The sequence below is a fragment of the Pseudomonas synxantha genome, from assembly GCF_900105675.1.
Lineage (GTDB): Bacteria > Pseudomonadota > Gammaproteobacteria > Pseudomonadales > Pseudomonadaceae > Aquipseudomonas > Aquipseudomonas synxantha.
On record NZ_LT629786.1, the window covers coordinates 5,906,711 to 5,931,733 of the forward strand.

At 55.7% G+C, this 25,023-nt stretch carries 22 protein-coding genes and 1 pseudogene; 14 read left to right on the forward strand and 9 right to left on the reverse strand.

Going from position 1 to position 25,023, the window contains the following annotated elements; genetic code table 11:
* The first annotated feature begins 4 nt into the window (after positions 1-4).
* Together BLU48_RS27405 and BLU48_RS27410 are read left to right on the forward strand one after the other, a co-directional pair.
* On the forward strand, positions 5-1,429 hold the full coding sequence (locus tag BLU48_RS27405; protein WP_057022706.1) for an aminotransferase-like domain-containing protein: 1,425 nt from the start codon (positions 5-7) through the stop codon (positions 1,427-1,429).
* A 62-nt stretch (positions 1,430-1,491) separates the two neighbouring features.
* Positions 1,492-3,060 (forward strand): phospholipase D family protein, encoded by a 1,569-nt coding sequence (locus tag BLU48_RS27410; RefSeq protein ID WP_057022705.1) that lies wholly within the window; start codon positions 1,492-1,494, stop codon positions 3,058-3,060.
* 26 nt (positions 3,061-3,086) lie between these two features.
* Here the strand turns inward: BLU48_RS27410 and BLU48_RS27415 are convergent, their stop codons facing one another.
* On the reverse strand, positions 3,087-4,229 hold the full coding sequence (locus BLU48_RS27415; RefSeq protein ID WP_057022704.1) for an MFS transporter: 1,143 nt from the start codon (positions 4,227-4,229) through the stop codon (positions 3,087-3,089).
* Positions 4,230-4,385: 156 nt separating this feature from the next.
* Entirely contained in the window at positions 4,386-5,879 is a 1,494-nt protein-coding gene (locus tag BLU48_RS27420) for an aldehyde dehydrogenase (RefSeq protein WP_057022703.1), read from the reverse strand.
* A 229-nt stretch (positions 5,880-6,108) separates the two neighbouring features.
* On the opposite strand from BLU48_RS27420, the gene BLU48_RS27425 reads away from it, so the two are divergent.
* Positions 6,109-6,471, forward strand: coding sequence for a cupin domain-containing protein (locus tag BLU48_RS27425; protein ID WP_046070085.1), 363 nt, complete (start codon positions 6,109-6,111; stop codon positions 6,469-6,471).
* A gap of 71 nt (positions 6,472-6,542) precedes the next feature.
* On the opposite strand, the gene rpmG is transcribed toward BLU48_RS27425, so the two are convergent.
* Both rpmG and rpmB read right to left on the reverse strand, forming a co-directional pair.
* Entirely contained in the window at positions 6,543-6,698 is a 156-nt protein-coding gene (rpmG, locus tag BLU48_RS27430; RefSeq protein ID WP_003176906.1) for a 50S ribosomal protein L33, read from the reverse strand.
* An 11-nt stretch (positions 6,699-6,709) separates the two neighbouring features.
* Positions 6,710-6,943 (reverse strand): 50S ribosomal protein L28, encoded by a 234-nt coding sequence (rpmB, locus tag BLU48_RS27435; protein WP_003176907.1) that lies wholly within the window; start codon positions 6,941-6,943, stop codon positions 6,710-6,712.
* 458 nt (positions 6,944-7,401) lie between these two features.
* On the opposite strand from rpmB, the gene BLU48_RS27440 reads away from it, so the two are divergent.
* Positions 7,402-8,994, forward strand: coding sequence for an ABC transporter substrate-binding protein (locus tag BLU48_RS27440; RefSeq protein ID WP_046070086.1), 1,593 nt, complete (start codon positions 7,402-7,404; stop codon positions 8,992-8,994).
* Between the two features lie 127 nt (positions 8,995-9,121).
* Here the strand turns inward: BLU48_RS27440 and BLU48_RS27445 are convergent.
* Positions 9,122-9,283, reverse strand: a pseudogene (locus BLU48_RS27445) (JAB domain-containing protein); the annotation flags it as partial.
* Positions 9,284-9,356: 73 nt separating this feature from the next.
* Between BLU48_RS27445 and BLU48_RS27450 the strand changes: the two are divergent.
* Genes BLU48_RS27450 through BLU48_RS27465 form a run of 4 tightly spaced genes read left to right on the forward strand, consistent with a single transcriptional unit; the run spans position 9,357 to position 14,878 of the window.
* Positions 9,357-10,523: a tyrosine-type recombinase/integrase gene (locus BLU48_RS27450; RefSeq protein ID WP_223817826.1), complete on the forward strand. Its 1,167-nt coding sequence runs from the start codon at positions 9,357-9,359 to the stop codon at positions 10,521-10,523.
* Positions 10,516-12,123, forward strand: a complete 1,608-nt coding sequence (locus BLU48_RS27455; RefSeq protein WP_003253494.1) for a site-specific integrase — start codon at positions 10,516-10,518, stop codon at positions 12,121-12,123. The genes BLU48_RS27450 and BLU48_RS27455 overlap by 8 nt, the downstream gene beginning before the upstream one ends.
* Complete coding sequence (locus tag BLU48_RS27460; RefSeq protein ID WP_003253492.1) at positions 12,120-14,522, forward strand: hypothetical protein; 2,403 nt, start codon at positions 12,120-12,122, stop codon at positions 14,520-14,522. The genes BLU48_RS27455 and BLU48_RS27460 overlap by 4 nt, the downstream gene beginning before the upstream one ends.
* Entirely contained in the window at positions 14,519-14,878 is a 360-nt protein-coding gene (locus BLU48_RS27465) for a hypothetical protein (RefSeq protein WP_003253491.1), read from the forward strand. Before BLU48_RS27460 ends, BLU48_RS27465 begins: the two co-directional genes overlap by 4 nt.
* Positions 14,879-14,886: 8 nt before the next feature.
* Here the strand turns inward: BLU48_RS27465 and BLU48_RS27470 are convergent, their stop codons facing one another.
* Positions 14,887-15,309, reverse strand: coding sequence for a hypothetical protein (locus BLU48_RS27470; RefSeq protein ID WP_003253488.1), 423 nt, complete (start codon positions 15,307-15,309; stop codon positions 14,887-14,889).
* Positions 15,310-15,392: 83 nt separating this feature from the next.
* Here BLU48_RS27470 and BLU48_RS27475 point away from each other — a divergent pair, with 83 nt between their 5' ends.
* The 3 genes from BLU48_RS27475 (at position 15,393) to BLU48_RS27485 (ending at position 18,099) form a co-directional block, all read left to right on the forward strand.
* The gene (locus tag BLU48_RS27475; protein ID WP_003253486.1) at positions 15,393-15,713 is read left to right on the forward strand and encodes a helix-turn-helix domain-containing protein; all 321 of its coding nucleotides are present in this window, start codon (positions 15,393-15,395) and stop codon (positions 15,711-15,713) included.
* A 149-nt stretch (positions 15,714-15,862) separates the two neighbouring features.
* Positions 15,863-16,222 carry a histone-like nucleoid-structuring protein, MvaT/MvaU family gene (locus tag BLU48_RS27480; RefSeq protein WP_003253484.1) on the forward strand — a complete coding sequence of 120 codons (360 nt, stop codon included), beginning with the start codon at positions 15,863-15,865 and terminating at the stop codon, positions 16,220-16,222.
* 956 nt (positions 16,223-17,178) lie between these two features.
* Positions 17,179-18,099, forward strand: coding sequence for a hypothetical protein (locus BLU48_RS27485; RefSeq protein ID WP_003253479.1), 921 nt, complete (start codon positions 17,179-17,181; stop codon positions 18,097-18,099).
* Positions 18,100-18,229: 130 nt separating this feature from the next.
* Here the strand turns inward: BLU48_RS27485 and BLU48_RS27490 are convergent, their stop codons facing one another.
* The 3 genes from BLU48_RS27490 to BLU48_RS27500 all read right to left on the reverse strand — a co-directional run bounded on the left by BLU48_RS27490 (position 18,230) and on the right by BLU48_RS27500 (position 22,567).
* Entirely contained in the window at positions 18,230-20,059 is a 1,830-nt protein-coding gene (locus tag BLU48_RS27490; RefSeq protein WP_003253477.1) for a CocE/NonD family hydrolase, read from the reverse strand.
* 44 nt (positions 20,060-20,103) lie between these two features.
* On the reverse strand, positions 20,104-21,543 hold the full coding sequence (locus tag BLU48_RS27495) for a YfcC family protein (RefSeq protein ID WP_003253475.1): 1,440 nt from the start codon (positions 21,541-21,543) through the stop codon (positions 20,104-20,106).
* Positions 21,544-21,655: 112 nt separating this feature from the next.
* Positions 21,656-22,567 carry a LysR family transcriptional regulator gene (locus BLU48_RS27500; protein WP_003253472.1) on the reverse strand — a complete coding sequence of 304 codons (912 nt, stop codon included), beginning with the start codon at positions 22,565-22,567 and terminating at the stop codon, positions 21,656-21,658.
* Between the two features lie 202 nt (positions 22,568-22,769).
* Here BLU48_RS27500 and BLU48_RS27505 point away from each other — a divergent pair, with 202 nt between their 5' ends.
* From BLU48_RS27505 to tnpB, 3 genes are all read left to right on the forward strand, one after another.
* Positions 22,770-23,996 (forward strand): OprD family porin, encoded by a 1,227-nt coding sequence (locus BLU48_RS27505; RefSeq protein ID WP_009682006.1) that lies wholly within the window; start codon positions 22,770-22,772, stop codon positions 23,994-23,996.
* Between the two features lie 352 nt (positions 23,997-24,348).
* Positions 24,349-24,681: an IS66-like element accessory protein TnpA gene (gene tnpA / locus BLU48_RS27510; RefSeq protein WP_014335805.1), complete on the forward strand. Its 333-nt coding sequence runs from the start codon at positions 24,349-24,351 to the stop codon at positions 24,679-24,681.
* Complete coding sequence (tnpB, locus tag BLU48_RS32435) at positions 24,678-25,013, forward strand: IS66 family insertion sequence element accessory protein TnpB (protein ID WP_014335806.1); 336 nt, start codon at positions 24,678-24,680, stop codon at positions 25,011-25,013. The genes tnpA and tnpB overlap by 4 nt, the downstream gene beginning before the upstream one ends.
* Positions 25,014-25,023: the final 10 nt, after the last annotated feature.

Consider the following 25,023-nt stretch of genomic DNA (forward strand, 5'->3'; position numbering starts at 1 on the left):
CATCATGACCCTCTACGTCAACCTTGCCGAATTGCTTGGCACCCGCATCGAGCAGGGTTTCTACCGTCCGGGGGATCGACTGCCTTCGGTGCGAGCCTTGAGTGTTGAACATGGGGTCAGCCTGAGCACCGTACAGCAAGCCTACCGGTTGCTCGAAGACAATGGCCTGGCGACGCCTAGACCCAAGTCTGGTTACTTTGTGCCAGCCAGCCGCGAGCTGCCGGCGCTGCCCGAGGTCGGTCGCCCGGCTCAGCGGCCGGTGGAAATCTCCCAATGGGACTTGGTGCTGGAGCTGATTCGCGCGGTGCCACGCAAGGGCGTCATACAGCTGGGCCGTGGCATGCCGGATGTACTGTCGCCCACCTTGAAGCCGCTGCTACGCAGCCTGGCCCGCGTAAGCCGGCGCCAGGATCTGCCGGGGCTGTATTACGACAACATCCTCGGCTGTATGGAGCTGCGCGAGCAAATTGCCCGGCTGTCATTGGACTCGGGCTGCCAGCTGAACGCCGAGGACATCGTGATCACGACCGGCTGTCACGAAGCGCTGTCCGCCAGTATCCATGCGATTTGCCAGCCTGGGGATATCGTCGCGGTGGATTCGCCCAGCTTCCACGGCGCTATGCAAACTCTCAAGGGCCTGGGCATGAAAGCCCTGGAGATCCCCACCGATCCGCTCACCGGCATCAGCCTCGAGGCCCTTGAGCTGGCGCTGGAGCAGTGGCCGATCAAAGTCATCCAGCTCACCCCGAACTGCAACAACCCGTTGGGCTACATCATGCCGGAGGCGCGTAAACGCGCCCTGCTGACCCTGGCCCAACGCTTCGACGTGGCCATCATTGAAGACGATGTGTATGGCGAACTGGCCTACAGCTACCCGCGCCCGCGCACGATCAAATCCTTCGACGAAGATGGCCGCGTGCTGCTGTGCAGTTCGTTCTCGAAAACCCTGGCGCCAGGCCTGCGCATTGGCTGGGTCGCCCCGGGGCGCTACCTGGAACGGGTACTGCACATGAAATACATCAGCACCGGCTCCACCGCCACCCAGCCGCAGATCGCAATTGCCGAATTTCTCAAGGGCGGCTATTTCGAGCCGCATTTGCGCAGGATGCGCACGCAATACCAGCGCAATCGCGACTTGATGCTCGACTGGGTCAGCCGCTACTTCCCCGCCGACACCCGCGCCAGTCGGCCTCAGGGCAGCTTCATGCTGTGGGTTGAACTGCCGGAGGGCTTCGACACCTTGAAGCTCAACCGTGTGCTGGTGGAACAAGGTGTACAAATAGCCGTAGGCAGTATCTTTTCGGCCTCCGGCAAGTACCGTAATTGCCTGCGCATGAACTACGCTGCCAAGCCAACACCACAGATTGAAGAGGCCGTGCGCAAGGTCGGCGCCGCCGCAAGCAAACTGCTGGCAGAAACGGCGGACTGACCTTTCCCGCTCAATTGCCGTCATATACCGACAAACGCCATGGTCTGGAAGTAGCTCCCTTGATGATTCGACGGCTTTTACCGTTTTTCCTGTTGGGAGCCCTGGCCCTGGGTGGCTGCGCGACGGTCAACGTGCCGCGCATTCCCAGCGATGCCCTGCCGGCGACGCAGTCGTCATTCGGCCGCTCGATCCAGGCCCAGGCAGCGCCGTACCAGGGGCGTTCGGGCTTCCGCCTGCTGCCCAACAGCAGCGAGGCCTTCATGGCCCGCGCCGAGTTGATCCGCAACGCCCAGACCAGCCTCGACCTGCAGTACTACATCGTGCACGACGGCATCAGCACGCGCATGCTCGTGGATGAACTGCTCAAGGCGGCTGACCGCGGGGTGCGCGTGCGTATCCTGCTGGATGACACCACCAGCGGCGGCCTCGATCAGGTCATAGCCACCCTCGCCGCCCACCCCCAGATCCAGATTCGCCTGTTCAACCCCCTGCACCTGGGCCGCAGCACCGGCATCACGCGTACCCTGGCGCGTGCGTTCGACCTGTCGCTGCAACATCGGCGCATGCATAACAAACTGTGGCTGGCGGACAACAGCGTGGCTATCGTTGGCGGACGCAACTTGGGCGATGAGTACTTCGACGCCGAGCCTAACCTGAATTTCACCGATATCGACATGCTCAGCGTCGGGCCGGTGGCCGAGCAGTTAGGCCACAGTTTCGACCAGTACTGGAACAGCGCCCTGAGCAAGCCGATCGACGAGTTCGTCTCCAACAAGCCCTCCAGGCTCGACCTCGCTACTGCCCGCGTGCGCCTGGAGGCATCACTGGCCGAATCGCGCCAGCAGAACCATGCCTTATATAACCGCTTGCGTACCTACCAGACCCAGCCACGCATGGACATCTGGCGTCGCGAGCTGATCTGGGCCTGGAACCAGGCGCTGTGGGACGCACCGAGCAAAGTACTGGCCAAGGCTGACCCTGACCCGCGCCTATTGCTCACCACCCAACTGGCACCGGAGCTGGAAGGGGTCAGCCAGGAGCTGATCATGATTTCGGCGTATTTCGTTCCGGGGCCTTCCGGGCTGGTGTACCTGACGGGGCGCGCCGATGCGGGTGTCTCGGTAAGACTGCTGACCAACTCCCTTGAAGCCACCGACGTACCGGCCGTGCATGGCGGCTACGCGCCCTATCGCAAGGCATTGCTGGAGCACGGGGTGAAACTCTACGAGCTGCGTCGGCAACCGGGCGATCCAAGCGCTGGCAGCGGCCCACACTTGTTTCGTCGAGGCAGCTTCCAGGGCTCGGACTCCAGCCTGCACAGCAAGGCGATGATCTTCGATCGAAAGAAGTCGTTTATCGGCTCGTTCAACTTCGATCCACGCTCAGTTCTGTGGAACACCGAAGTCGGCGTGATGGTAGACAGCCCCGAACTGGCGGAACACGTGCGCAACCTGGCACTGCAAGGTATGGCGCCGGCGTTGAGCTACGAGGCGAAACTGCAGGATGGCCAGATAGTGTGGGTGACCGAGGACAACGGCCAACTGCACACCCTGACCCGTGAGCCGGGCAGTTGGTGGCGCAGGTTCAATGCCTGGTTCGCCACTTCAATTGGCCTGGAACGCATGCTCTAAGACCAACGAAGCCCACGCCCACAAGTTCAGACCGGTTGCGCTGCTCCAAACGCCCCCTGGCGCAGCAACAACACCACCAGCCCCAACGCCCCAACTGCCATCAGCAGCGGCAACGCATGCCCGCTGATCCACTGGCTGCCCGCACCGGCCACCAGCGGCCCTACCAGGCAGCCAATGCCCCACAGCTGCGCCACATGAGCATTGGCACGCACCAGCGCATCGTCGCGGTAACGCTCGCCAATCAAAATCAGCGACAAGGTAAACAACCCGCCGGCACTGGCGCCGAACAGCACCCACACCGGCCAGATCAGCAGTGTGTGCATCAACATCGGCACCGCCAGGCTCGACGCCAGCAACAGCAAGGCACAGCCCAGGAACAGCGTGCGCCGTGGCAGGTAGTCGGCCAGCGCGCCGATGGGCAATTGCAACAGCGCATCACCCACCACCACCGTGCTGACCATCGCCAAGGCGATTTCGGCAGTGAAGCCCTGTTGCAGGCAGTACACCGGCAACAGCGTCAGAATCATCGCTTCAAACGCAGCGAATAATGCCACCGCCCAGGCAATCGCCGGCAGACTCAGGCAGAACCGCCACAGCTCGCTGAACGTGACACTGAACGCATCCGCCGTCGGTGCCCCGGAACGCCCCAGCAACAGCAGCGGCGCCACCACCAACAGGCCCACGCCCACCCAGAAACCGTAGTCATGGTCAGTCCCCATCAGGCCCAGCAACAATGGCCCCGACAGTTGGCTCAAGGCATAGGTACAGCCATACAGCGCCACCAGGCGGCCACGCCACTGCTCAACCACCAGCTGGTTGATCCAGCTTTCGCCCAGGATAAATACAATGGTGAGGATTACCCCGATCATCAATCGCAGCACCAGCCACACCGGGTAGCTGGGCAGGATCGCCAGCAGGCCGATGGACACCGCCCCGGCCCACAGGCACAGGCGCATCAGGTTGGCGGTGCCAAGCCAGGACGCCATTCGGCTGGAAACCTTGGCCCCCAGCAATACGCCGAACGCCGGCATCGCCGCCATCACACCGATGGCGAAACTGCCGTAGCCCCAGCTTTCAAGGCGCAGGGATACCAACGGCATGCTGACGCCCAACGCCAGACCAACGCTGAGTACCGAGGCCAGGACGGCGAAGTAAGTCGCCCAACGCATTGCCACGCTCCTGTGGAGATTTAAAGGTTCACACAAAACAGTGTGGGAGGGGGCTTGCTCCCGATAGCTTGGTATCAGCCACCGCATGGGGTGACTGGTCTACCGCTATCGGGAGCAAGCCCCCTCCCACATTTGCCTGCGGCGTTTTCTGCAGGTTTAGAGCTTGATCCAGGTCGCCTTAAGCTCCGTGTACTTGTCGAAGGCATGCAGCGACTTGTCGCGGCCATTACCCGACTGCTTGAACCCGCCAAACGGCGCGGTCATGTCGCCGCCGTCGTACTGGTTGACCCACACGCTACCGGCACGCAGGGCCTTGGCGGTCAGGTGCGCCTTGGAGATATCCGCCGTCCACACCGCCGCGGCCAGGCCGTATTGGGTGTCGTTGGCGATGGCGATGGCTTCTTCGGCGCTGTCAAACGTAAGCACCGACAGCACTGGGCCAAAGATCTCTTCCTGGGCAATCTTCATGGCATTGGTCACGCCGTCGAAAATCGTCGGCTCAACGTAGGTGCCGCCGGACTCCTCCAGAGTGCGCTTGCCGCCTGCGACCAGCTTGGCGCCATCGGCGTGACCGGCCTCGATGTACGAGAGCACGGTGTTCATCTGCTGCGTATCCACCAGTGCACCGACGTTGGTGGCCGGGTCCAGCGGGTTGCCCGGCTTCCAGCCCTTGAGCGCCTCGATTACCAGCGGCAGGAAGGTGTCCTTGATCGAACGCTCCACCAGCAGGCGCGAGCCGGCGGTGCAGACTTCGCCCTGGTTGAAGGCGATGGCGCCAGCGGCAGACTCAGCGGCCGCTTGCAGGTCCGGCGCATCGGCAAACACGATGTTCGGGCTCTTGCCGCCGGCTTCCAGCCACACACGCTTCATGTTCGACTCGCCGGAGCGGATCAACAGTTGCTTGGCGATCTTGGTAGAACCGGTGAATACCAGGGTATCGACGTCCATATGCACTGCCAGGGCATTGCCCACGGTGTGACCATAGCCCGGCAATACGTTGAACACGCCTTTTGGAATGCCGGCTTCAACGGCCAGGGCAGCAATACGGATGGCCGTCAGCGGGGACTTTTCAGACGGCTTGAGGATCACAGAGTTACCGGTGGACAACGCCGGACCGAGTTTCCAGCAGGCCATCATCAACGGGAAGTTCCACGGCACGATGGCGCCTACCACGCCGACTGGCTCGCGGGTCACCAGGCCCAATTGGTCGTGCGGAGTAGCTGCGACTTCATCGTAGATCTTGTCGATGGCCTCGCCGCTCCAGCTCAGGGCATTCGCCGCGCCCGGAACGTCGATGTTCAGGGAATCGCTGATGGGCTTGCCCATGTCCAGGGTTTCAAGCAACGCCAGCTCTTCGGCATTGGCCTTGAGCAGCGCGGCGAAACGGATCATCACTGACTTGCGCTTGGCCGGCGCCAGGCGCGACCAGACACCGGAGTTGAAGGTGGCACGGGCATTTTCCACGGCACGCTGGGCATCGCTGGCGTCACAGCTGGCAACGGTGGCCAGCAAGCGGCCATCCACCGGGCTGATGCACTCGAAGGTGTCGCCGGAAACGGCGGCGGTGTATTCGCCATTGATATAGGCACGGCCTTCGATCTTCAGATCCTTGGCGCGTTGTTCCCAGTCGGCACGGGTCAGGGTGGTCATGCGAGTGTCCTCCTCTTATTGAATACAAGGGGCCTGGGGTTCAACCCGGCACCTTTACGAATTCTTGCCCGGCCAGCCTGCTGTTCGGCTCAAGGCAGCTGCCACCCTAAACCAGCGGCTGGGGATGTTTCAATATATTTGACATAACGGCGGCAAACGCCCTTGCGATGTTCATTTTAATAAACATAGACTTTGGGCTCTCCAACCCCAGGCCAGACGGGACACGCAAATGAGCATCCAGGATATCGTCGATTTCAGCCAAGCCAACACGGCCCCCGACCGCTACCGCCCCGCCGCCGAAAAAGTTCTCAAGGGCGATCCGGAGCAGACGCTCTATAACCACTACAACAGTCCGTGCGGGCAGATGAATGCCGGGGTGTGGGAAGGCGAAGTCGGGCAATGGAAGGTCAACTACACCGAACATGAGTACTGCGAGATTGTGCAGGGGGTTTCGGTGCTGCGCGACGCCGAGGGCAACGCCAAGACCTTGCGTGCTGGCGACCGCTTTGTGATTCCCGCTGGTTTCAGCGGTACCTGGGAAGTACTGGAGCCGTGCCGCAAGATCTATGTGGTATTCGAACAAAAAGCCTGATCAGCAAATCACAGGCAAAAAAAAGCCCGCATCGTGAGATACGGGCTTTTTTTCACAAGGAAGAAAATCAATTACTTGATTTTGCCTTCTTTGTAGATCACGTGCTTGCGAACGCGCGGGTCGAACATTTTCTTTTCGAGCTTGTCCGGGGTAGTACGCTTGTTCTTGTCGGTAGTGTAGAAGTGACCAGTACCGGCGCTAGAGATCATTCGAATCAATTCACGCATGATAGAGCTCCTTAGATCTTGCCAGCGGCGCGGATTTCGGCCAGCACGACAGTGATGCCGCGCTTGTCGATGATACGCATGCCTTTGGCAGATACACGCAGGCGAACAAAACGTTTCTCTTCTTCAACCCAGAAGCGGTGATGCTGCAGGTTCGGCAGGAAACGACGACGGGTTTTGTTATTTGCGTGGGAAATGTTATTCCCAGTCACCGGACCCTTACCGGTAACTTGACAGACTCTCGACATGCCTCAGCCCTCTAAAACCACATGCCCAACCCGGCATGGGTTGGCCGCTTAATCTCTCAGTCATTTGGCGCCAGGCGCCGCGTTTCTTTAGGGTCTTACCGGCTACACCTACAAGCGAAGGAACCGGGCCCCTAGAAAAGAGCGCTGCTTTATACCAGAAAGACCCCAGTGCAACAACAGCTCGTGTGTTTTTACCACCGTAAATCTTAGTGGCAGACGCCTGAACCACTGCCAGGAGGGGCCGCTGTGACAGCCGACCGCTCGTCGCACAGAATGATTTACAGCGCCCACAGGCACGGCGAAGTACACGGCGAAACGCGCTGAGGCGCCATCAAAACAGCATTTTGGCCAAAAGCACAGGCAAAAATGGGCTAGTCATTTATCAATCAGACCTCTACGGTAGGCTTTTTCCAGACTGCACTCGCAGATGGGCCTTCGATCTGCACAGGAAACCGAATATGCGCCTCGCTGCCCTACCGCTATTGCTTGCTCCTCTCTTTATCGCGCCGACAGCTATCGCGGCCACCAACCTGAGCGTCTGCACCGAGGCCAGCCCCGAGGGGTTCGATGTGGTGCAGTACAACTCGCTGACTACCACCAATGCCTCAGCAGACGTGCTGATGAACCGCCTGGTGGACTTCGACGCAGCCAGCGGCAAACTGGTACCGAGCCTGGCGGACAGTTGGGAAGTCTCATCCGATGGCCTGACCTACACCTTCAAGCTGCACCCGGGCGTGAAATTCCACCGCACCAACTATTTCAACCCCAGCCGTACGTTGACCGCCGAAGACGTACGCTTCAGCTTCGAGCGCATGCTTGATCCGGCCAACCCGTGGCACAAGATCGCCCAGAGCGGCTTCCCCCACGCCCAATCCCTGCAATTGCCGGCACTGGTCAAGAAGATTGACGCCCTTGACCCGTTGACCGTGCGTTTCACCCTCGACCACGCCGACTCCACCTTCCTTGCGTCGCTGAGCATGGGCTTTGCCTCGATCTACCCGGCTGAATATGCCGATAAACTGCTCAAGGCCGGCACTCCCGAGAAGCTCAACAGCCAGCCAATCGGCACCGGTCCGTTCGTTTTCGTGCGTTTTCAGAAAGATGCCGTGGTGCGCTACAAGGCCAACCCGGACTACTTCGCCGGCAAGCCGGCGGTGGATAACTTGATCTTCGCCATTACTCCGGATGCCAACGTACGCCTGCAGAAGCTGCACCGCGATGAATGCCAGATCGCTCTTTCGCCCAAGCCATTGGATGTGGGCGAGGCCGAAAAAGACCCAGCCTTGAAGGTGGAAAAAACCGCCGCCTTCATGACTGCATTCGTCGCCATCAACAGCCAGCACCCACCGTTGGACAAGCCCGAGGTGCGCCAGGCGATCAACTTGGCCTTTGACAAGAACAGCTACCTCAAGGCCGTATTCGAAGGCACCGGCGAAGCAGCCAATGGTGTCTACCCGCCGAACACCTGGAGCTATGCCCAGGATTTGCCGGGCTATCCACAAGATCTCGCCAAAGCCAAGGCGCTGCTCGACCGTGCCGGGCTCAAGGACGGCTTCAAGACCACGATATGGACTCGCCCTACCGGTAGCCTGCTGAACCCCAACCCGAATCTTGGCGCACAGCTGTTGCAGGCCGACCTGGCCAAGGTCGGCATCCAGGCCGAAATCCGTGTGATCGAATGGGGCGAGTTGATTCGCCGCGCCAAGGCCGGCGAGCACGACCTGCTGTTCATGGGCTGGGCTGGCGACAACGGCGACCCGGATAACTTCCTGACCCCGCAGTTCTCCTGCGCAGCAGTGAAGTCCGGCACCAACTTCGCCCGCTATTGCGATCCCGCGCTGGATAAATTGATCCGCGCCGGCAAGACCACCAGCGAGCAAGGCGTGCGCACCAAGCTGTATCAACAGGCCCAGGCGCAGATCCAGCAGCAGGCCCTGTGGCTGCCGCTGGCACATCCGACGGCGTTTGCCCTGGCCCGCAAGAATGTCGAGGGCTATCAGGTGAGCCCGTTCGGGCGTCAGGATTATTCGAAAGTCAGTGTCAAACCGTAAGGCGCAACACCTTGCACTGTAAGAGCGAGCTTGCTCGCGAAGATCGTTAACGATAATGCGAAAATCCTGGTGCCCCGCGAGATCATCAGGTTTTCGCGAGCAAGCTCGCTCCTAGATACGGGTGTCGTTATATCCACCCGTATTCAGCCATCGACAGCGGGTCACCATCTCCAACGATGATGTGATCCAACACGCGCACATCCACCGCCTCCAAGGCCTTTTGCAGCAACTTGGTCAATTTTCGATCAGCTGCGCTGGGCTCTACATTCCCGGACGGATGGTTGTGACACTTATGGTATATGTTCGGAAACGTTGCAGATCTGGAGCTACCGATGCCAGACGTCCCTTTCTGCGAGATCCGAATGATTCGTACTGCCTCCAGCGGCCTCAGGCCATACCTGCTGGTGCAGGGGGTTCCAGTGATCCTAGCAAACCTCTGGGCGGAGGATTTGCTCCACAGATCGCGTCTCAATACCGTCGAAAATTACCTACGTGACATCGCTATCGCGTACGAGTGGGCTCTCAGCCGAGGTTCTCCACTGGAAGCGAAGCTTGAGCGCCTAGCGGTGTTCAGCTCAGCGGAACTGACATCGCTGGCCGAACGCCTCTGCTCCACCAAACGCGGTGCGGGTGCGAGCCAATCGACATGCACCCGACGACTCGAAGCTGTCAAATCATTCATAGATTTCTCCTTCGAGCACTACGTTGAGCTCAATCGACTAGGTCTACTTGAGCAAAGCCAAGCGGAAAAAAACAAAGCCAAGAATCTGCGAAATCTTCAAAAAAAAATCACCAAGATTGCATATCAATCAGAACCGCCGCTACCAGCAACGCCACTTGACTCCGGCGGACAAGCCTTATTCAAAGGGGTGCTCAGTCCTGATGACTTTAGGAACCCATTCCAAAGTAAACAGATACAGGCACGCAATTACTGTCTGTTCTTAGTAATGCTTGAAACACTTGCCAGGCGTGGCGAAGTGGTTCTCATAGAACTCGACGACGTTGACCTTGGTCCCTCACCTACAATACGCATCAAGCGCCCAAGCGATATCAACAGGGAGCGGAGACTGGACGGGGCTAGTCTCAAGACGCGCGGTCGGATAGTCCCCATAACCGCATCGGTAGCCGCGGTTCTGAACGAATACATTTCCGATCATCGCCCTAAACTGATCAAACCAAAAAGACCTTGTACAGCCCTATTCGTGAGTTCCCGTGACGGGAGACGGCTATCTGCGCGAACCGTAAACACCATTCTTCGTACCGTTGCAGCCAGCCTCGGCTTGCCAAACTTTTCAACACGAATTCATCCGCACGGCTTGAGGGCGACAGGGGCAAATATAGCTCGCAAAAAGTTTGAAAAAAGTGGCGCCAACAGCATTAATGTAAAAGATGCTCTGGCGTATCTGGGCGGATGGAGCCCCAGCAGCGAAAGTGTTCAGCGCTACTCTCGACAGGCCATATCTGATCGGCTCGGCGAAATAATCAGAAGCTCAGACAGCTCAAATTTTCGAGGCAATGAAGATGATTAAAATTTCGCCTGCCGAACTCGTAGCCGAGATTGAATGTCGCTTCGGCATCGAGGCCGATGCCTTTCCTTCCACAGTCAAATCCACCTTCGGTCAGGCTATAACAATTCACAACAATGATGCGTGGGTTGAGAGAATAACGGTAGAGATTGTCGGGTGTGCTCCGATGAATATTGCGTGGAGCAAGCCCCTACATTCTAACTTGTTAGTTGAGTGGCTACTCAGAGGGTGGTTCATCGACAGACTCCAAACCCACATCGACCTTAGGCCTCTGATTGTCGTCCAGCGGCTTCTGGCCCAGCATAAATTTTCGGGAAATGACGCGGATACTATTGGCAATAGGTTATCGACATTTGCTGTACGTGAATGCACTCGATTAAAAGCATCAAGCTGGTATGAGGAGCTAGTTGCTCTTCGAGTATTTTATCGATGGTGCTTGGATGAAGAAGTCCCAGGCTTCAACGAACATGACAGCCTTGAACTATCACAGCTTACAGTAAAGGCGCATGATAACAGGCATTTAGTCACGATGCGAGATGATGACTTTGGCCCTTTCACTCGCGTACAACTCGCGAACATTGAGATGAAGCTTGCCAACAATCCGCTCATCACTCATGCCCAACGCACGCTTTTTTTGCTCTGTCGCGACTGGGCTCTTCGCCCTATACAGTTGGCCCTAATGCAGGTTACTGACTTCGGGATCGATGAGGGCGGCCCCTTTGTAAAGGTGCCGAGTGTTAAAGGAATTAGACGTTCAAGGCTCAGGAGGCATCCGAGCAACCTGGTAAAACGTTACATCGCTAACGATACTGCAGAGGCAGTAGAACTTCAGTGCACTTTAGCTGAGACCCAATGCAATGCCGCATCGAAGGAAATCAACGCGATATGTGCCAGGCATGGAATAAGCACTCCAGTACTTCCTACGCCGTTGTTTCCCTCGGCGTACACAACCGAAAACCGCCTTTTACGCTTCCTCACCAACCCCAAGCTGACACCATTCACATTACATCTCGACAACCATAGAATAAGTTATGCGCTAACATCTCTCACTTGGATACTCCAGTTACCAGACCCTCATCGACCCATACAAAAAACAGAGCCCTTCATGCGGATCACCGCGTACCGACTGCGCAGGACCAAGGCTACTTCAATGGTTCTTTCCGGTGCATCCCCTGAAGAGGTCGCTGAAGCTTTAGATCATTCAAATCTGAACTCTATAAAGCACTACTTCCATTACAACCTTGAGCTGCAAGAGTTCATAAATACGACCCACATGGCAAGCCCGGAGATCAATGCAGCCGTGCAGATGTGGTGCGGCAAATTCATGGAAGAAATCCCTGACAGATCCGCGCTAAGGCCAATAAGTGGCTTAGGATCATGCAATTCTGAAGAGCCATGTCCTTACCACCCGACGGTCACTTGCTATGCATGCCCTAAATTCAGACCTAGCCGTCATGCTAATCATGAAGGGGCTTTAGCAGACATCACTAAATTCCAGCAGATGCTCGGGAGCAATTCCACTGGCGCTATGGCCCAACAGGTCGAAGCAGCAATTCACGGCGCTAAGTCAGTAATCATTGCTGTGAAGGAGTTGAAAGAATGAGCATATCAATGATGGTCTTAGACGACCGATACAAACATGCAGAGCAACAATTTAATGACCTCAAGGCCAACGGATTAGTAGCAGGAGATTTCGAGGGCAAGGTATGGCAGTATCGATCGAGTAATATTCCCTTCACATCACTCGATCCTCTCAACAGGCGAAATCAAGACCAACCCCCTCTCCCGCTAGTGATTGGCAAGCTTGCGCGCTGCTTTATAGTTAAAGAAATTCTGGCACATCCGTCAGCAGAGCTGATTATCGGCAGAATGGCCTCGATTAGGCATCTATCCGCAGTAATGGATAGCGAAAACATTGAGTGGAGCGACATAACGCGCAAAGTCTTCGACCGCACCGTAGACTCGATCAGGCATGGACGTTCAGACTCTACCATTTACCATAGAGCAAATGCCCTCAAGGCATTTGTTGATTTCCTCAACCAACTTAGCGTAATGGTCGATGGAGTACTGCTGCGATTCGTCGATAGGTTTATCAAATGGCAAACTGGGATACCCAACCCGACTCATAGTGCGCTTGAACTCACATCACGAGAGTTTCAGCAAAGAGAAGAAAATCTATACTCTTCTGACTTGCACAAAGGGATTGCACAAGCCAGGTGGTTGATCAAGCAGAACCCACATTTGGAGCCAACTGCGGGCTTCGATAGAATTCGACTTGAGGCGACCTGCTTTGGAATGGCGCTCGGTTTGAGAGTTGGTGAGATCGCGAATCTTCCAAAGAGTTGCCTTTTCCAAGATCCCAACACTCACACGACGTTCGTACGAGTGCCTGTAGAAAAAAACTGCATCCCCAACGCCGTACCCGTCGCAGACCTATGGAGCGCACCACTCACCGAAGCGTACGAGTACTTGCTGGCTGTCACTCAGGATGCTAGAGAGCGTGCTCTTGACATTGAAACCAATGGTTTCTCATTTATAGATAAAGCACTCGCAGCCTATCGCGCTAACCATCCGTTAGATCCCGGCGCGGTGGATCAACTCTCATCGTTGGATCTGCCCGTAGAACATCACTACTTTGTTGAGGAGATATGTAAGTGCTTCCCCGTATCTCCAAAAGAGCTCTACAGTGGTGGGCGATTTTACAGCAGCAGCGTTGAACTCCCTAGAATAACGGCCGCTCGAATCGCAATTTGGATAGATGAACGAATGCATAATTGGGATTGGTCTAATTTTCTCAATGAGTACAAAAAGAACTGTTATAGCGTATCCGTCATTGACATTGCAAAACACACAAAATCCTCCGAGGCGTCAGTAAAAAAGAGCAAATGGTTTGTAGATCACCTGCGCACCTTTCTCAAGGGAATGGTTCACGACGGGCTTTTCAAGCCTGGAAACAATCCTTCACATGCGCAACTCTTCGACATCCGGAATGAGTGGGCAAGCATCAGAGAACTTATGTTATCTCAAAGAGGATTCGGGGCGGGAGTACCATCCCTGGTCATAGATATCAGACTGCTCAAGCGCCTTTTAGAAGATAAATACAGATTTCACCTGCGACGCCATTTTGAAGAACAATTTTCAATGCCTGGTGATGGAAGTGAAGCACCTTATCATGCGAAGCACACTGCCAAAGGTTATCCTAGCAAGCTGAGTGACAACTTACTTGTAATCTGGGAAAACCAGTTTGACTCGATATCTGAGCTAGGGATCATCCCCCGCCCCCTATTTAGAGCCGATCTCTACAACTATCTCTCTTCGAACTCCTCAAAAAAAACAATCTTTCAGCGCCTTGACCTACGAGGGCAAGACGGTGAAATCTTTTCCATCACTCCTCATCAAATCCGTCGTTGGGTTACCACGGCAATTCTTCGTTCTGGTCCCTCTGAAACAGCTGTGGACCTATGGATGGGGCGAACCCCACGCCAAAGCCGTCAATATGACTACCGTACTGCCAAAGAGCGAGCAGAATATGTGAGATCTTTATACTTGGCCGTTGACCCTCCCCCAGACTTTTTGGGCAGGCTAGTAATCCGATGGCGGGAGGAGTCAATCGCTGACGAACAAATCGAAGAGATGATCATCGAGAAACTCAGCATTCTCAACCTAACGCCTTGGGGCGGGTGTACACGTGAGCTCTATATCAGTCCGTGCGACAGGGGCCTCATGTGTATCAGAGGCTTCGGTACAGATTCTGGATGTAAATCCTTTCACCTGAACCCTGATGATCTGGAAGCAAAGGCCGCTATCGAGAGCTTACTCAGCGAGTACGAGAAAATTTTGAGGGCAATTTTTGACAACCAAACTGACATCACGTCTAGTATTGAGGCTGAGCTCGATAATACTCACGCTTTCGATCAGCACGTTCTGTTTGTGATGGATATGGTTACGAGCTGCAAAACGGCCTTAGAAGCTTACTCAAAACCTAAGAAGGCTTCATCATGAAGCAGGAAAAAAAATGGAAGGACCACGTGCGGTCCATTCTCGCCGAATATGAGGCCGGACGGGTTCAGGAACCGCTCACCCAAAGTGGCCTTGCCCAGCAGGCGGGTGTTAGTCGTCAAACGCTCTGGAGAGATGAGGAAATACGATCTTTATATACGGCCACTCAGACCCATCTTAAAGACTTCAAAAAGGTCGGGCGTAAAAATAGTGATGCGAGAATTTATGCTCTCGAAGCACAGCTACAAAAAGCACGCATGGAGAACAATCGATTAATTCAGACAATCGTCAAAGCCGCTCAGCTAATGACCGAGGATGCAATTGACCCAAGACGATACTTCGAAGATACCACGAGCTGACTCACCAGCTATCCTCGTCTGTAAAGTTCCTTGAAGAAGCCATACTCACGGCACTCGGAGCTGTTAGGCTGGTAATACCGACGACCGCCTTGAACGGTGTAACACCTGTACAAACGATCCTCGCTTTCATGAATGACCTCCAGATGCTCCATCGCCCACCCGCTACTACCGTTCATCCACCCGGGAGTAACAATCTGAAGGGATAACTCAACGGCACCATTCAGGGTTAAACGCGTGAACTGCTCCAGCCCACGCATGTCCTCCAGAAAGAAGACCTCCACACACGTGTCCTCTCCCCGCTCCCTCGTCACCGTGATGTGAATCCATGGCGATGACAGCCGTTGCTCCACGAAATGCCAAGCCTGCTGATCCTCAGCCAGCCAGGCGAAGGAGCGATCCACCTCTGCCCATCGGTTGGTGATAAACATCATGACCCCCTCTCAAATGAACAGCATACATTGTAGTCATATACTGTTCACGGGTGCCTCATCTTTCCTTTTGCGGAAGATGCAAAGTGGAATTGAGACAGGCATTCGGTCGGGTTCTGAAGTGGATGCGAGTCCAGCAAAAGCTGACCCAAGAAGACTTCGCGACGGTGAGCAGTCGTACCTACATCAGCACGCTGGAAAGGGGACGATACGTCCCGACCATCGAGAAACTGGACACCATCGCACCAGTGCTGGGAGTTCATCCGATCACATTACTGGTTGGGAGCTATGCCCTCAAAGAGAACCGAGCAGTGGCAGAGTTACTCGCTCAAATCACTCAAGAAGCTGAACGCATGGACCTTGCAACGGCCTTCCCGGACTCAAGCAAAACCTCACACCAGAGCTGATCACCACCTGCTAATGCCGCGAAGCGATTGCCCAAGCGCCAATGGGGGGACTGGATTTTGCTCTATTGCAGGGCTGTTTAGGCCACAAGATACTTAGCACGCTTTCTGTCTAGCCTGATAAAATCTCAGGCCACTTCTTGGAGAATCTCATGTCCCGTCTCGCTGAATTTCGCCTTCTCGAACAACAGCTCGCCGCGCAGCTCGCCGAACTGGAAGCACTGAAGAATGATTCCGCCCTGAAGCAGGAAATGGAATTCGAAACGAAGCTCCGCAACCTGCTCAACGATTACGGCTACAGCCTGCGTCACGTGATCCAGATCATTGATCCGCAGCCCGTAGATTCCGGATCTATTGCACAAAAACCTGCACGGAAACCACGAGTAGTGAAAACCTACAAGAACCCGCATAGCGGAGAAGTCGTTGAGACGAAGGGGGGCAATCAGCGCACTCTGAAGGCCTGGAAGGCAGAGTACGGTGCCGAGGTGGTTGAGTCCTGGTTAGCCAACTGACTGTGCTGTAGTCGACCTGTGGCAGGAGCATAAACGTGAATCGTCGCCAAATGCGAATTCCCATTCTGGGGCGCGACGATTTTTTTGGTAGGTGGTAATGACACACCATTTATGCGCATTAAATAGAGGTCCACTTCAGAAACGGACGCTCCAAAATGCGCAATGCTCTCGTCACAATCTCAGTAAACACCCTCGCAAGCATCCTGGCTGGTCTCATGCTCCACTGGATCACCCCCCCTCCTACTGCCGAAGCCATTCGATCCGGGATCGCGACGCCTGTCTCACCGTCTAAGTCGGTTACCGAGCCTTGACATCTGCACCTCCGAATCATGTGGCCGGCTTACCCAGTGGATGCCTCAAAAAAGCAGAACTTGGGGACCAGTTCGCGCCCCGCCCGAAGCGCATGAAGTGATGTTCCGTTTTTAGACCAAGCGAGAGCACGCCAGGCTTACAAGTCAGTTGCATGATCAGCTGAACGAATTGCTGGAGCATTTCGTAAACCTCAACGAGGGGCTGTACTTCGGGGGCGGATGTCACGGTATTGCAGAATTTCACTATGCTCGATGCGGAGGATGAAGACTTCGTGCATTACAGCCTGCACGACTGGTTCAGTTTTGGAGACGCCATAGAAGACGACGATTTGCTGATTGAGCGGCCTTGATCGACGGTGCTGGGCCATAGCTGACGGCTGGTCTGCCTACCAACTGATCCGTTCCGTGGCAGGTGTTATTTTCTCTACAAGAATAGCCTCCACGCCTCGGGCGGGTCCCAGACCTGCACTGCGCACCAGGGGGTTAGTTGTTTCTGGGGCTCACAGACTCCTTACGGGGTAATCCCATGCTTCTGGCAAGGCCTGCCACCGGAGGGTGACCACCTAAGGGGCAGATAGGCCTTCCTGCTACCGAACTTCGCTGGGTACGATCAATAAACCCTCTATTGATACGGTTTTGGCAAAGATGGATGTGTACAAGCTCCGCATTGAAGACACTGAAAGCAAAACCATAGACAAGGATCGGTTCGAGTCTGAGACCTTCCGCAGGGAGCCGTGGTATCAGCCCGGAAGCGCGGGCAAGCTGGCTCAGTTCGCGGTGTGCCCGGCATGCGACAACCCTGTCCAGCTGGTAGGGCTGTATGAGTTACCCCCAAACGTAAAAAATCCCTTCGGAAAGCACGCGACGAAGAGCATTCGCGGTATCGCTCCATTTGATGGAGAGGCCCGTAACGATTGCCCATACTTCCAGCCCCGTCAGCACAAGAAGACCGACCGAAAAACCGGTTTTGACGGCGTACCGCGGAAGATTCTCAGGCTTTTGATAGAACAGTTTGACCGCGTGGTTTACATCCTGGAGAAGGAAACCCAGGTGGTGCTCTCGGAGAAAGCCTTGCGAGGCATGCTGCAGCGTTACAAAGGGGAGCGCGGCTACCTCTATACCGGTGCGACGCTACGCAACGTGCCATGGATCTTCGCCTATATGTCGGACGCCACTCGGCTCTTTGGCCAGAAGATAGGTGGGAATGCTGAGCTTGTGAAAGCGATAGAGTCTCAAGTGCCAGGGGCGGAAATCAGCACCAAAGGCCGGCTGGAGGCGAAGAGCCTTCCTGGGATGAAAGGCCCCTACTTCGATCTCAAGATGAGTTTCATCCGCCACCGGATCTCTAAGGATAACGAGGAATCCGGCCTGGTTGAGAGCATGGAGTTTGTAGTGTCCCAGCTTCGCAAAGGTGAGCTTGAGCACATTCACAAGCAGGTGCTCAAATTCGATCCGGCTTGGTTCGAGAGCCTCATCCGAATGCCTGTTGATCATCCCTATCGCAGGATGGACCGAGTGGATATGGCCCGTGAAGAGCTAGGCGATTTGCTGGTGTCGAACGGGTAGAGGTGAGCATCGTGTAAACCTATTTTTTTACCTGTTAACTACAGTGGTTAACAGGTAAAAAAACTGGTTTACAGGGACAGCGCTCGGCAGCTGTCCAGAACTGCTGCCAAGCGATAGCTCTATACCGCTATCAGCTACCAGCTGGTGCTTGGACGACCGTTAGCTGAATCCTGGAGGGCCGCTTAGCCCCCATATGTACGGTATTTCGAGCAGTCCTTTTTTTGTTCGCGCAGCCTTCCGGCTCACCGCTGTTGGGGTTTACGTCGAACCGTGGGAAATTGCTGCCGGCAATCTCAAGGCGCAAGCTGTGACCGCGCTTGAACAGGTTGCAGGTTGCAAACGGTTCGATCTGCACCTTGAAACATTCCCCAGGTACCGTCGGCTTCGGATCGTTCCAGCTGTCCCGGTATCGGCAACGAATGATGCCGTCTGTAATGTTCATGGCATACCCCTCTGGGAAGTCATCGCTTGGCGGATAGACGTCGACCACCTTAGCGGTAAAGTCAGTGTCTAAGCCGTCGGTCTCGACCCACAGCTGGATCGTTACCGGACCGGCGACAGCAAGGTCAGCTTCAAGCGGCTCAGTTTCGAAACACAGCACATCGCTGCGCTGGCAGATGGCGCTGCCATCTCCGCGCGCGCCGAAGAAGCGTGGTGTTTCTCGCTGATCAAACGCTCCGCCTTCGAAGACAGGAGCGCCGGAAGTCAGCGCGCCGCCGATGGTCGGTACTGGATTAGATGGATCGGCGAGGAAGTGGCAAGCAGCATCGGTTGCCGCTGGCCCCCCTTTGCTCAACTGACCGTCAGGATGAAGATAAAGATCCAACCGCTGGCTGCCAGGTAATGGCCACTGCTGTGCATCAAGCCACTGACCACCATGATCTATTCGCGTGTCCTGAAGCTTGCGACCACTACCACCGCCCATCATGAATACCTGCACCTGTTGGGCTGGTGCAGTGATCTGTAGCTGCAGATGGTTTACAAACCACTCAATACGACAGGACAGCCAATCCTGCGCCACTTGCCCATCGAAAGCGGCGGCTGGGCCAAACTCGGCATCGCCGCTGTGGCTAATGTTGCGGTCGCCATGCAGCCAAGGGCCCATCACGAGTCGTTGTGGTGCCTTACCGTTCGCGACGAAGGCAGCAAAGTTATCCAGGGTTGAGCTGACATAGGCGTCATACCAGCTCGACATGTGCAGCACCGGAATATCGGGAATGTTGCTGCGATAGTGATCGGCGCAAATGCCCAACTGTTGCCAATAGGCATCGAAACAGCCGCGGCCCCATTGGTCGAACAGGTAGTCCTCATACGCTGGCGCATGACGCAGCGGTGAAAATCCTGGACGCCACGGCATATGGGCGAACCAATGCCGGATGTCTTCCTGCTCCAATGCTTCGCGCAATAGTGGATCGGCTTTGGCTGCCGGACTTTCCTTGGCCTGCTTGTATGCCCATGTGGCCTGTTTGAGCTCGAATGCGCCTCCTTGGCGGATGCCACATTGATAAGCGTTGGCGAAGCCTCCAGAGTCCAGCACCATCGTCTTCAGCCCTGGAGGATTTAAGCAGGCCATAGCGAGCTGAGTATGGGCTGCATAAGAAAGACCCATGCTTCCGACCTTCCCATTGCACCAAGGCTGCTCGACCAACCAGGCCAAAGTGTCGTAGCCGTCTTCTGCTTCGTTGACGTACTTGATGAATTCGCCTTCGGAGGCGTAGCGACCGCGGCAGTCCTGAAACACAGTGACGAAGCCATGTTCGGCAAAGGCTTGGGCCATCTCTTCACGCCCTAAGTGATGACCATTCAGGCATTTCTCCGAGCGTGAGGGCTTGCTCTTGTCGTATGGAGTGCGTTCGATCACCACTGGCCACACGCCGGTACTTTCATCAGGCAGGTAGACATCGGTGGCCAACCGAACGCCATCGCGCATCGGGACCATCAGGTTTCTGAGGATTTGCATGTTTGACACTCAAAGCAGTAGGGCCGCATACGCGGCCCGAGATTTCAGTAGCCGGTCAGAACGGCAATGGAGAGGAGGCACATGGCGATGGCCGCGAATACCAGGCACAACGGCCAGATGAATCGCGCCCATTGACCCCATCCGACTTGAGCGGTCGCAAGCAGCACTAGTAGGCCACTTGAGGTAGGAGTGATCAGGTTTGTTAGACCATTGCCCAGCAAAAAGGCATACACAGTGGTCTGAGCGCTCACACCTGACAATTGCCCCAACGGTCCGAAGATTGGCATGGTCACTGCTGCTTGCCCCGACGTGGACGGGATCAGGACATCCAGCCCGAGTTGTGCGAAGAACATGCCGTACGCCGAAACTAGAGGGCCGTGATCGCTGACCAGGTTGGAAAGGTTGTTGACGATAGTGTCGAGCACCTGGCCAGTGCTGAGGATGATCTCCACCGCAGTGGCGAGACCGATCAGCACGCCGGCCATTAGCACCTTCTTCATTCCGTCGACGAATGCGCCGGCAGCCTCGCTGGCACCGATGCCAGCCACCACACTGAACACCATGCTCATCGCCAAGTAGTACGCAGACAACTCTGGGTACTTCCAGTGCCAGCGATTGGAGGCATAAACCAGGAAGGCGACGCCCGCTCCCAGCAGTAGAAGGTTGAGACTGTGGCGTGGCGCTAGCGGTGTGCGCTTAAAAGTAAACTCAGCACTGGCGTCGTAACCCAGTCGGCGTACAGTCATTAACACGAAGCCAATGCCGACCAGCAGAAACACCAAGTAGGCTGCCACACGCATATTCAGCCCGCTGAACATTGGAACGCCCACTAGCGGCTGGGCAACCGCCAATGCCACGGGGTTGGTAATCGAACCCAGATAGCCGATTTTCACCGAGATCACCACGATCGCCAGACCAACAATGTTGGGCAGCCCCAGGCGATTGGCCATCGCTACCATTAGCGGGACGATCAGGATGAACTCTTTGGCCAGTCCCATGAACGTGCTACCGGCCGAGAACACCAGCATCAAGCAGGGTACCAGCACGTAGATGTTGCCCCGGGTAAGGCCAAGTATCCGCTCAAGACCAGCATCGATTGCCCCGGCCTTGTTCAGCACGCCAAACATTCCGCCGATGAACAAAACCATGAAGATCAGGCCGGCTCGCTTCTCGATGCCCTGTGGAATGGCCATGAAAGCCTCAACCAAGGAGACCGGACGTGCAGCAGAATCGGTTGTGGCACGCGGCTCTGTGGAAAATAGCTGGCTTAGAGAGGCGTCCTTTTCCAAGGTCTGGTACGAACCGGGGACAACAGCGATGTCTTTGCGCTGGAACTGGCCTGAATCGACGAAGTAGGTGAAGGCCAGAGCCATGAAAACAATGCTCAACAGGATCAACGCAGGATTGAGCTGCTTGGCCGGGCGAGGGATGTCTGCTTTTCCAGCAGGCGCGGCTTGCGCCGCCGGTGCATGAGGTAGGTTCATGGTGCGCGATCTCGATTATTGTTTTGTAGGGGCCCAGGGCTACAGGGCGCACACTAGTTCAATCGGATGCAGTCACTCAACGTTATGAGTAAATCGGGTTGGGCTATGCAATTTATTGCGTTGGCGTAGAACCATTCACCTCTGTGAGCCTGTTACGCATGTGCTCCGCGAAACTCTCAACCAGCAAAGAGCGTGGCTGGTCTTTGCGGAAAATCAGGCCAAAACGATAGCAAAGCGCAGGTCTCAGCGGCTTGGCGATCAAAGGAAGGCCACCAAACTCTTTGGCCAAAAGACCATTGATAATTGAGACCCCCATACCCTCTGCAACGAATGCGCAAGCAGCACTGACCGAGTGGACCTCTACGCGAACTTGAGGGGTAATTTCAGCCTCTCGGAAACGCAGGTCGAGTTCAGATCGAAGGCTCCTTTGCCGCCCCAGAAGCACGAGGGGTTCATACCGCAATGCTTCGAGACTGACCTCCGATAGCTCCGCCAGTGGATGGCTTTGGTGCATGACGCACATCCCTTCGGTCTCCAGTACCGGTAGCACTTCAAAATGCTGAAGTTCCGTAGGCAAACGCACGAAAGCGAAGTCAGCGCTTTTGTCGAGTACGGCCCTTTCCAGCGCATCGTATCCGCCGGTGATGACCTCTACGACGACGTCCTCACGGCCCTGCATGAATTCGGCAACGATCCTCGGTAGCAAGTGTTGAGACATGCTGGTCGGTACTGCAACCTTGAGCAGACTCCGGCGCGAATGACCCAGTCTCAGCTCATCTGCCATGCGTTGTACGCGCTGGAGGTTGTCTACGAGCTCCGCCACCTGTCCAAGGAGTTCTTCCGCCTCAGGAGTCGCCATCAATCTGCCCTTACGTCGAAGGAAGAGCGCGAGGCCTAAGTGATCTTCGAGCTGAGTTAACAAGCGGCTGACGGCCGATTGGGACAAGCCCATACGGGTAGCAGCTCCGATGGTAGAGCCCGTTGTCATGATGGCTTGAAAAGCTTCGAGTTGTTTGAGGTTCACAAGATACTCCGAGGTTTCTTACCAACTAAACGCATAGCCTCATGCGTATTACTCATAACGTTGTTGCCGATTCCACGACGGGTTAGTGTCCGCCGCATGAGTGAATCCCGTCCAGCATGACGCTGCGTAATCTGCGATGGATAGTACTGGGTCGCTCCATTTTGATGCTGCCAAAAATCACAATACACAGCAGAGATTTCCGATGAACACCCTCACAACATCGCGCACACTCGCGTGTGCAAGCGTCATTGCTAGCTTGTTCCCCAATTTTGCTGAAGCAGACTTCTTCAAAGACTCCGAGGGCCGGCTGGCTCTGCGAAATTACTATTTCAATGATGGATTTCGTGATGGGGGCGAAGATCGCAAAGAGTGGGCGCAGGGTTTTCTGCTCAAGCTACAGTCAGGTTACACCGAAGGACCTGTAGGCTTTGGTTTGGAGGCACTGGGACTTTCAGGAATCCGGCTCGACTCAAGCGCTAAGCATGCGGGGACAGGCCTTCTGCCGGTCCACGACGATGGTCGGGCAGCTAGCGAATATTCGAGTCTTGGCATTACCGCTAAGGCCAAATGGAATGACCTTTTGGTCAGTGGTGGCACTCTCCTCCCCAAAATCCCCGTCCTGGTTTACAACGATGGTCGACTACTACCTCAAACGTTCCGAGGTACCCAAGCGGAGTACACCGGTGTTGATCGGTTGTACCTTCAAGCTGGGCATCTAGACAAATTCAAAGCCCGAAACTCTACCGATAGCGTCGATATATTTCCTCAGGGATATTCCGGAGGTGGCGGTACGGACTTTGATTTTGCGGGGATGCGCTACGACCTCACCAAACAGCTCAGTTTTAGCAGCTACTACGGGGAACTTCGGGATTTCTACCGCCAACAATTTTTCGGGTTGGTTTACACACTGCCGCTTGGCCCAGGCAAGCTAACTAGCGATCTACGTTACTTTATCAGTGATGATGCTGGCGCAGCCCGTAATGGTGTAGTTGATAGCGATATGTTTAGCGGTTTACTCAGTTATCGTCTGGGTGGCCACACGTTCAGTGCTGGATATCAAAAGGTTGATGGCAGCACCGCACTTCCGTACGTGAGCGTAAGCACGGTCTACTCGTTCAGCAATGCTAGCGTTGGCAAATTCATTCAGCCCGGAGAGCGGACCTGGATGGCGAGGTACGACTACGATTTTACTAGCATGGGAATTCCTGGACTGAGCTTCATGACCCGCTACTACAAGGGCGAGGATGGGGTCTATCGTGGTCAGGAAGCCCGGGAGCACGAGTCCAATACGAACCTGAAATATGTGATCCAGGACGGGCTCTTCAAAGGTGTGGGGGCTGAGTTTCGATATGCAGTGGCCAGGAGCACGTACAGCAGCGACCGGGATAACTACCGCTTGTATCTGACGTACGACATTGCATTGTGGTGATAGCTTCAAGTTCCCCTTGAAGCCGTCATCTAAAGGCAGCTCCCGCAGTCGGGAGCTGCCTTGTTAACCTACTCCCCCTTTTTGTGCTTGTGGGGTTTCAGGTCCGGATGGTCCTTCTGCTTCTCAGGCGTGACTCGCTGCCTTTTATCCGGAGTGCCATCTTCGTTAGTTCGTTTAGGGCCTGGCTTGATGCTCATGCGAGATTTCCTTTATCGCTTGGGTTGGTGGGTGCTGCTATGTAGTTAGTCCGTATGCGTCCGGCCAACACACCTTCCTGACCCCGACGCCAAAGGCGATGGTGTCCACCTGATTTAAGTGGACACCATTTCTAGCCTTTATAAGCGGGTCTTTCATGCAGCCACAACGCCGTTCTTACTCCAAATCCTTCAAGGCCCAGGTCATTCAAGAGTGTTCCCAGCCCGGGGCCTCGATTGCCAGCGTTGCGCTGAGCCACAGCCTCAACGCGAACCTCGTCCATAAATGGATTCGAGTGCAAACGCAGAAAGCCATGGCGCTGCAACCTGCTTTCATTCCGCTGCCCTTGCAGTTAGCCGGAGCAAATTCGCAAGCCACGTCATCGACTATCTGCCTCGAAATCCCACACCCGCGCGGCACCGTGAAAGTGAACTGGCCGACCGAAAGCGCCGCTGCCTGTGCCACCTTTCTGCGAGATCTGTTGCGATGATCCGCATCGACGCCATCTGGCTCGCCACTGAGCCCATGGACATGCGCGCCGGTACCGAGACCGCGCTAGCCAGAGTGATCGCGGTCTTCGGTGCGGCGAAGCCGCACTGCGCTTATTTGTTTGCCAATCGCCGGGCCAATCGCATGAAAGTGCTGGTACACGATGGGATTGGTATTTGGTTGGCCGCACGTCGCTTGAACCAGGGCAAGTTTCACTGGCCAAGCCTTCGACAAAGCAGCGAAATGCAGTTGGATACCGAACAACTTCAGGCCTTAGTGCTCGGACTACCTTGGCAACGTGTTGGAGCCGGCGGTGCAATCACGCTGCTTTAAAAACTGTAAT

Bases quoted from the DNA above. Each gene is read 5' to 3' on its own strand.
- BLU48_RS27505 (WP_009682006.1), top strand. From the start codon at position 22,770: ATGAACACCCTCACAACATCGCGCACACTCGCGTGTGCAAGCGTCATT.
- BLU48_RS27450 (WP_223817826.1), top strand. From the start codon at position 9,357: ATGATTCGTACTGCCTCCAGCGGCCTCAGGCCATACCTGCTGGTGCAG.
- rpmB (WP_003176907.1), bottom strand. From the start codon at position 6,943: ATGTCGAGAGTCTGTCAAGTTACCGGTAAGGGTCCGGTGACTGGGAAT.
- BLU48_RS27495 (WP_003253475.1), bottom strand. From the start codon at position 21,543: ATGAACCTACCTCATGCACCGGCGGCGCAAGCCGCGCCTGCTGGAAAA.
- BLU48_RS27410 (WP_057022705.1), top strand. From the start codon at position 1,492: ATGATTCGACGGCTTTTACCGTTTTTCCTGTTGGGAGCCCTGGCCCTG.
- BLU48_RS27480 (WP_003253484.1), top strand. From the start codon at position 15,863: ATGTCCCGTCTCGCTGAATTTCGCCTTCTCGAACAACAGCTCGCCGCG.
- BLU48_RS27405 (WP_057022706.1), top strand. From the start codon at position 5: ATGACCCTCTACGTCAACCTTGCCGAATTGCTTGGCACCCGCATCGAG.
- tnpB (WP_014335806.1), top strand. From the start codon at position 24,678: ATGATCCGCATCGACGCCATCTGGCTCGCCACTGAGCCCATGGACATG.
- BLU48_RS27470 (WP_003253488.1), bottom strand. From the start codon at position 15,309: ATGATGTTTATCACCAACCGATGGGCAGAGGTGGATCGCTCCTTCGCC.
- BLU48_RS27460 (WP_003253492.1), top strand. From the start codon at position 12,120: ATGAGCATATCAATGATGGTCTTAGACGACCGATACAAACATGCAGAG.
- BLU48_RS27465 (WP_003253491.1), top strand. From the start codon at position 14,519: ATGAAGCAGGAAAAAAAATGGAAGGACCACGTGCGGTCCATTCTCGCC.
- rpmG (WP_003176906.1), bottom strand. From the start codon at position 6,698: ATGCGTGAATTGATTCGAATGATCTCTAGCGCCGGTACTGGTCACTTC.
- BLU48_RS27455 (WP_003253494.1), top strand. From the start codon at position 10,516: ATGATTAAAATTTCGCCTGCCGAACTCGTAGCCGAGATTGAATGTCGC.
- tnpA (WP_014335805.1), top strand. From the start codon at position 24,349: ATGCAGCCACAACGCCGTTCTTACTCCAAATCCTTCAAGGCCCAGGTC.
- BLU48_RS27440 (WP_046070086.1), top strand. From the start codon at position 7,402: ATGCGCCTCGCTGCCCTACCGCTATTGCTTGCTCCTCTCTTTATCGCG.
- BLU48_RS27485 (WP_003253479.1), top strand. From the start codon at position 17,179: ATGGATGTGTACAAGCTCCGCATTGAAGACACTGAAAGCAAAACCATA.
- BLU48_RS27425 (WP_046070085.1), top strand. From the start codon at position 6,109: ATGAGCATCCAGGATATCGTCGATTTCAGCCAAGCCAACACGGCCCCC.
- BLU48_RS27415 (WP_057022704.1), bottom strand. From the start codon at position 4,229: ATGCGTTGGGCGACTTACTTCGCCGTCCTGGCCTCGGTACTCAGCGTT.
- BLU48_RS27420 (WP_057022703.1), bottom strand. From the start codon at position 5,879: ATGACCACCCTGACCCGTGCCGACTGGGAACAACGCGCCAAGGATCTG.
- BLU48_RS27490 (WP_003253477.1), bottom strand. From the start codon at position 20,059: ATGCAAATCCTCAGAAACCTGATGGTCCCGATGCGCGATGGCGTTCGG.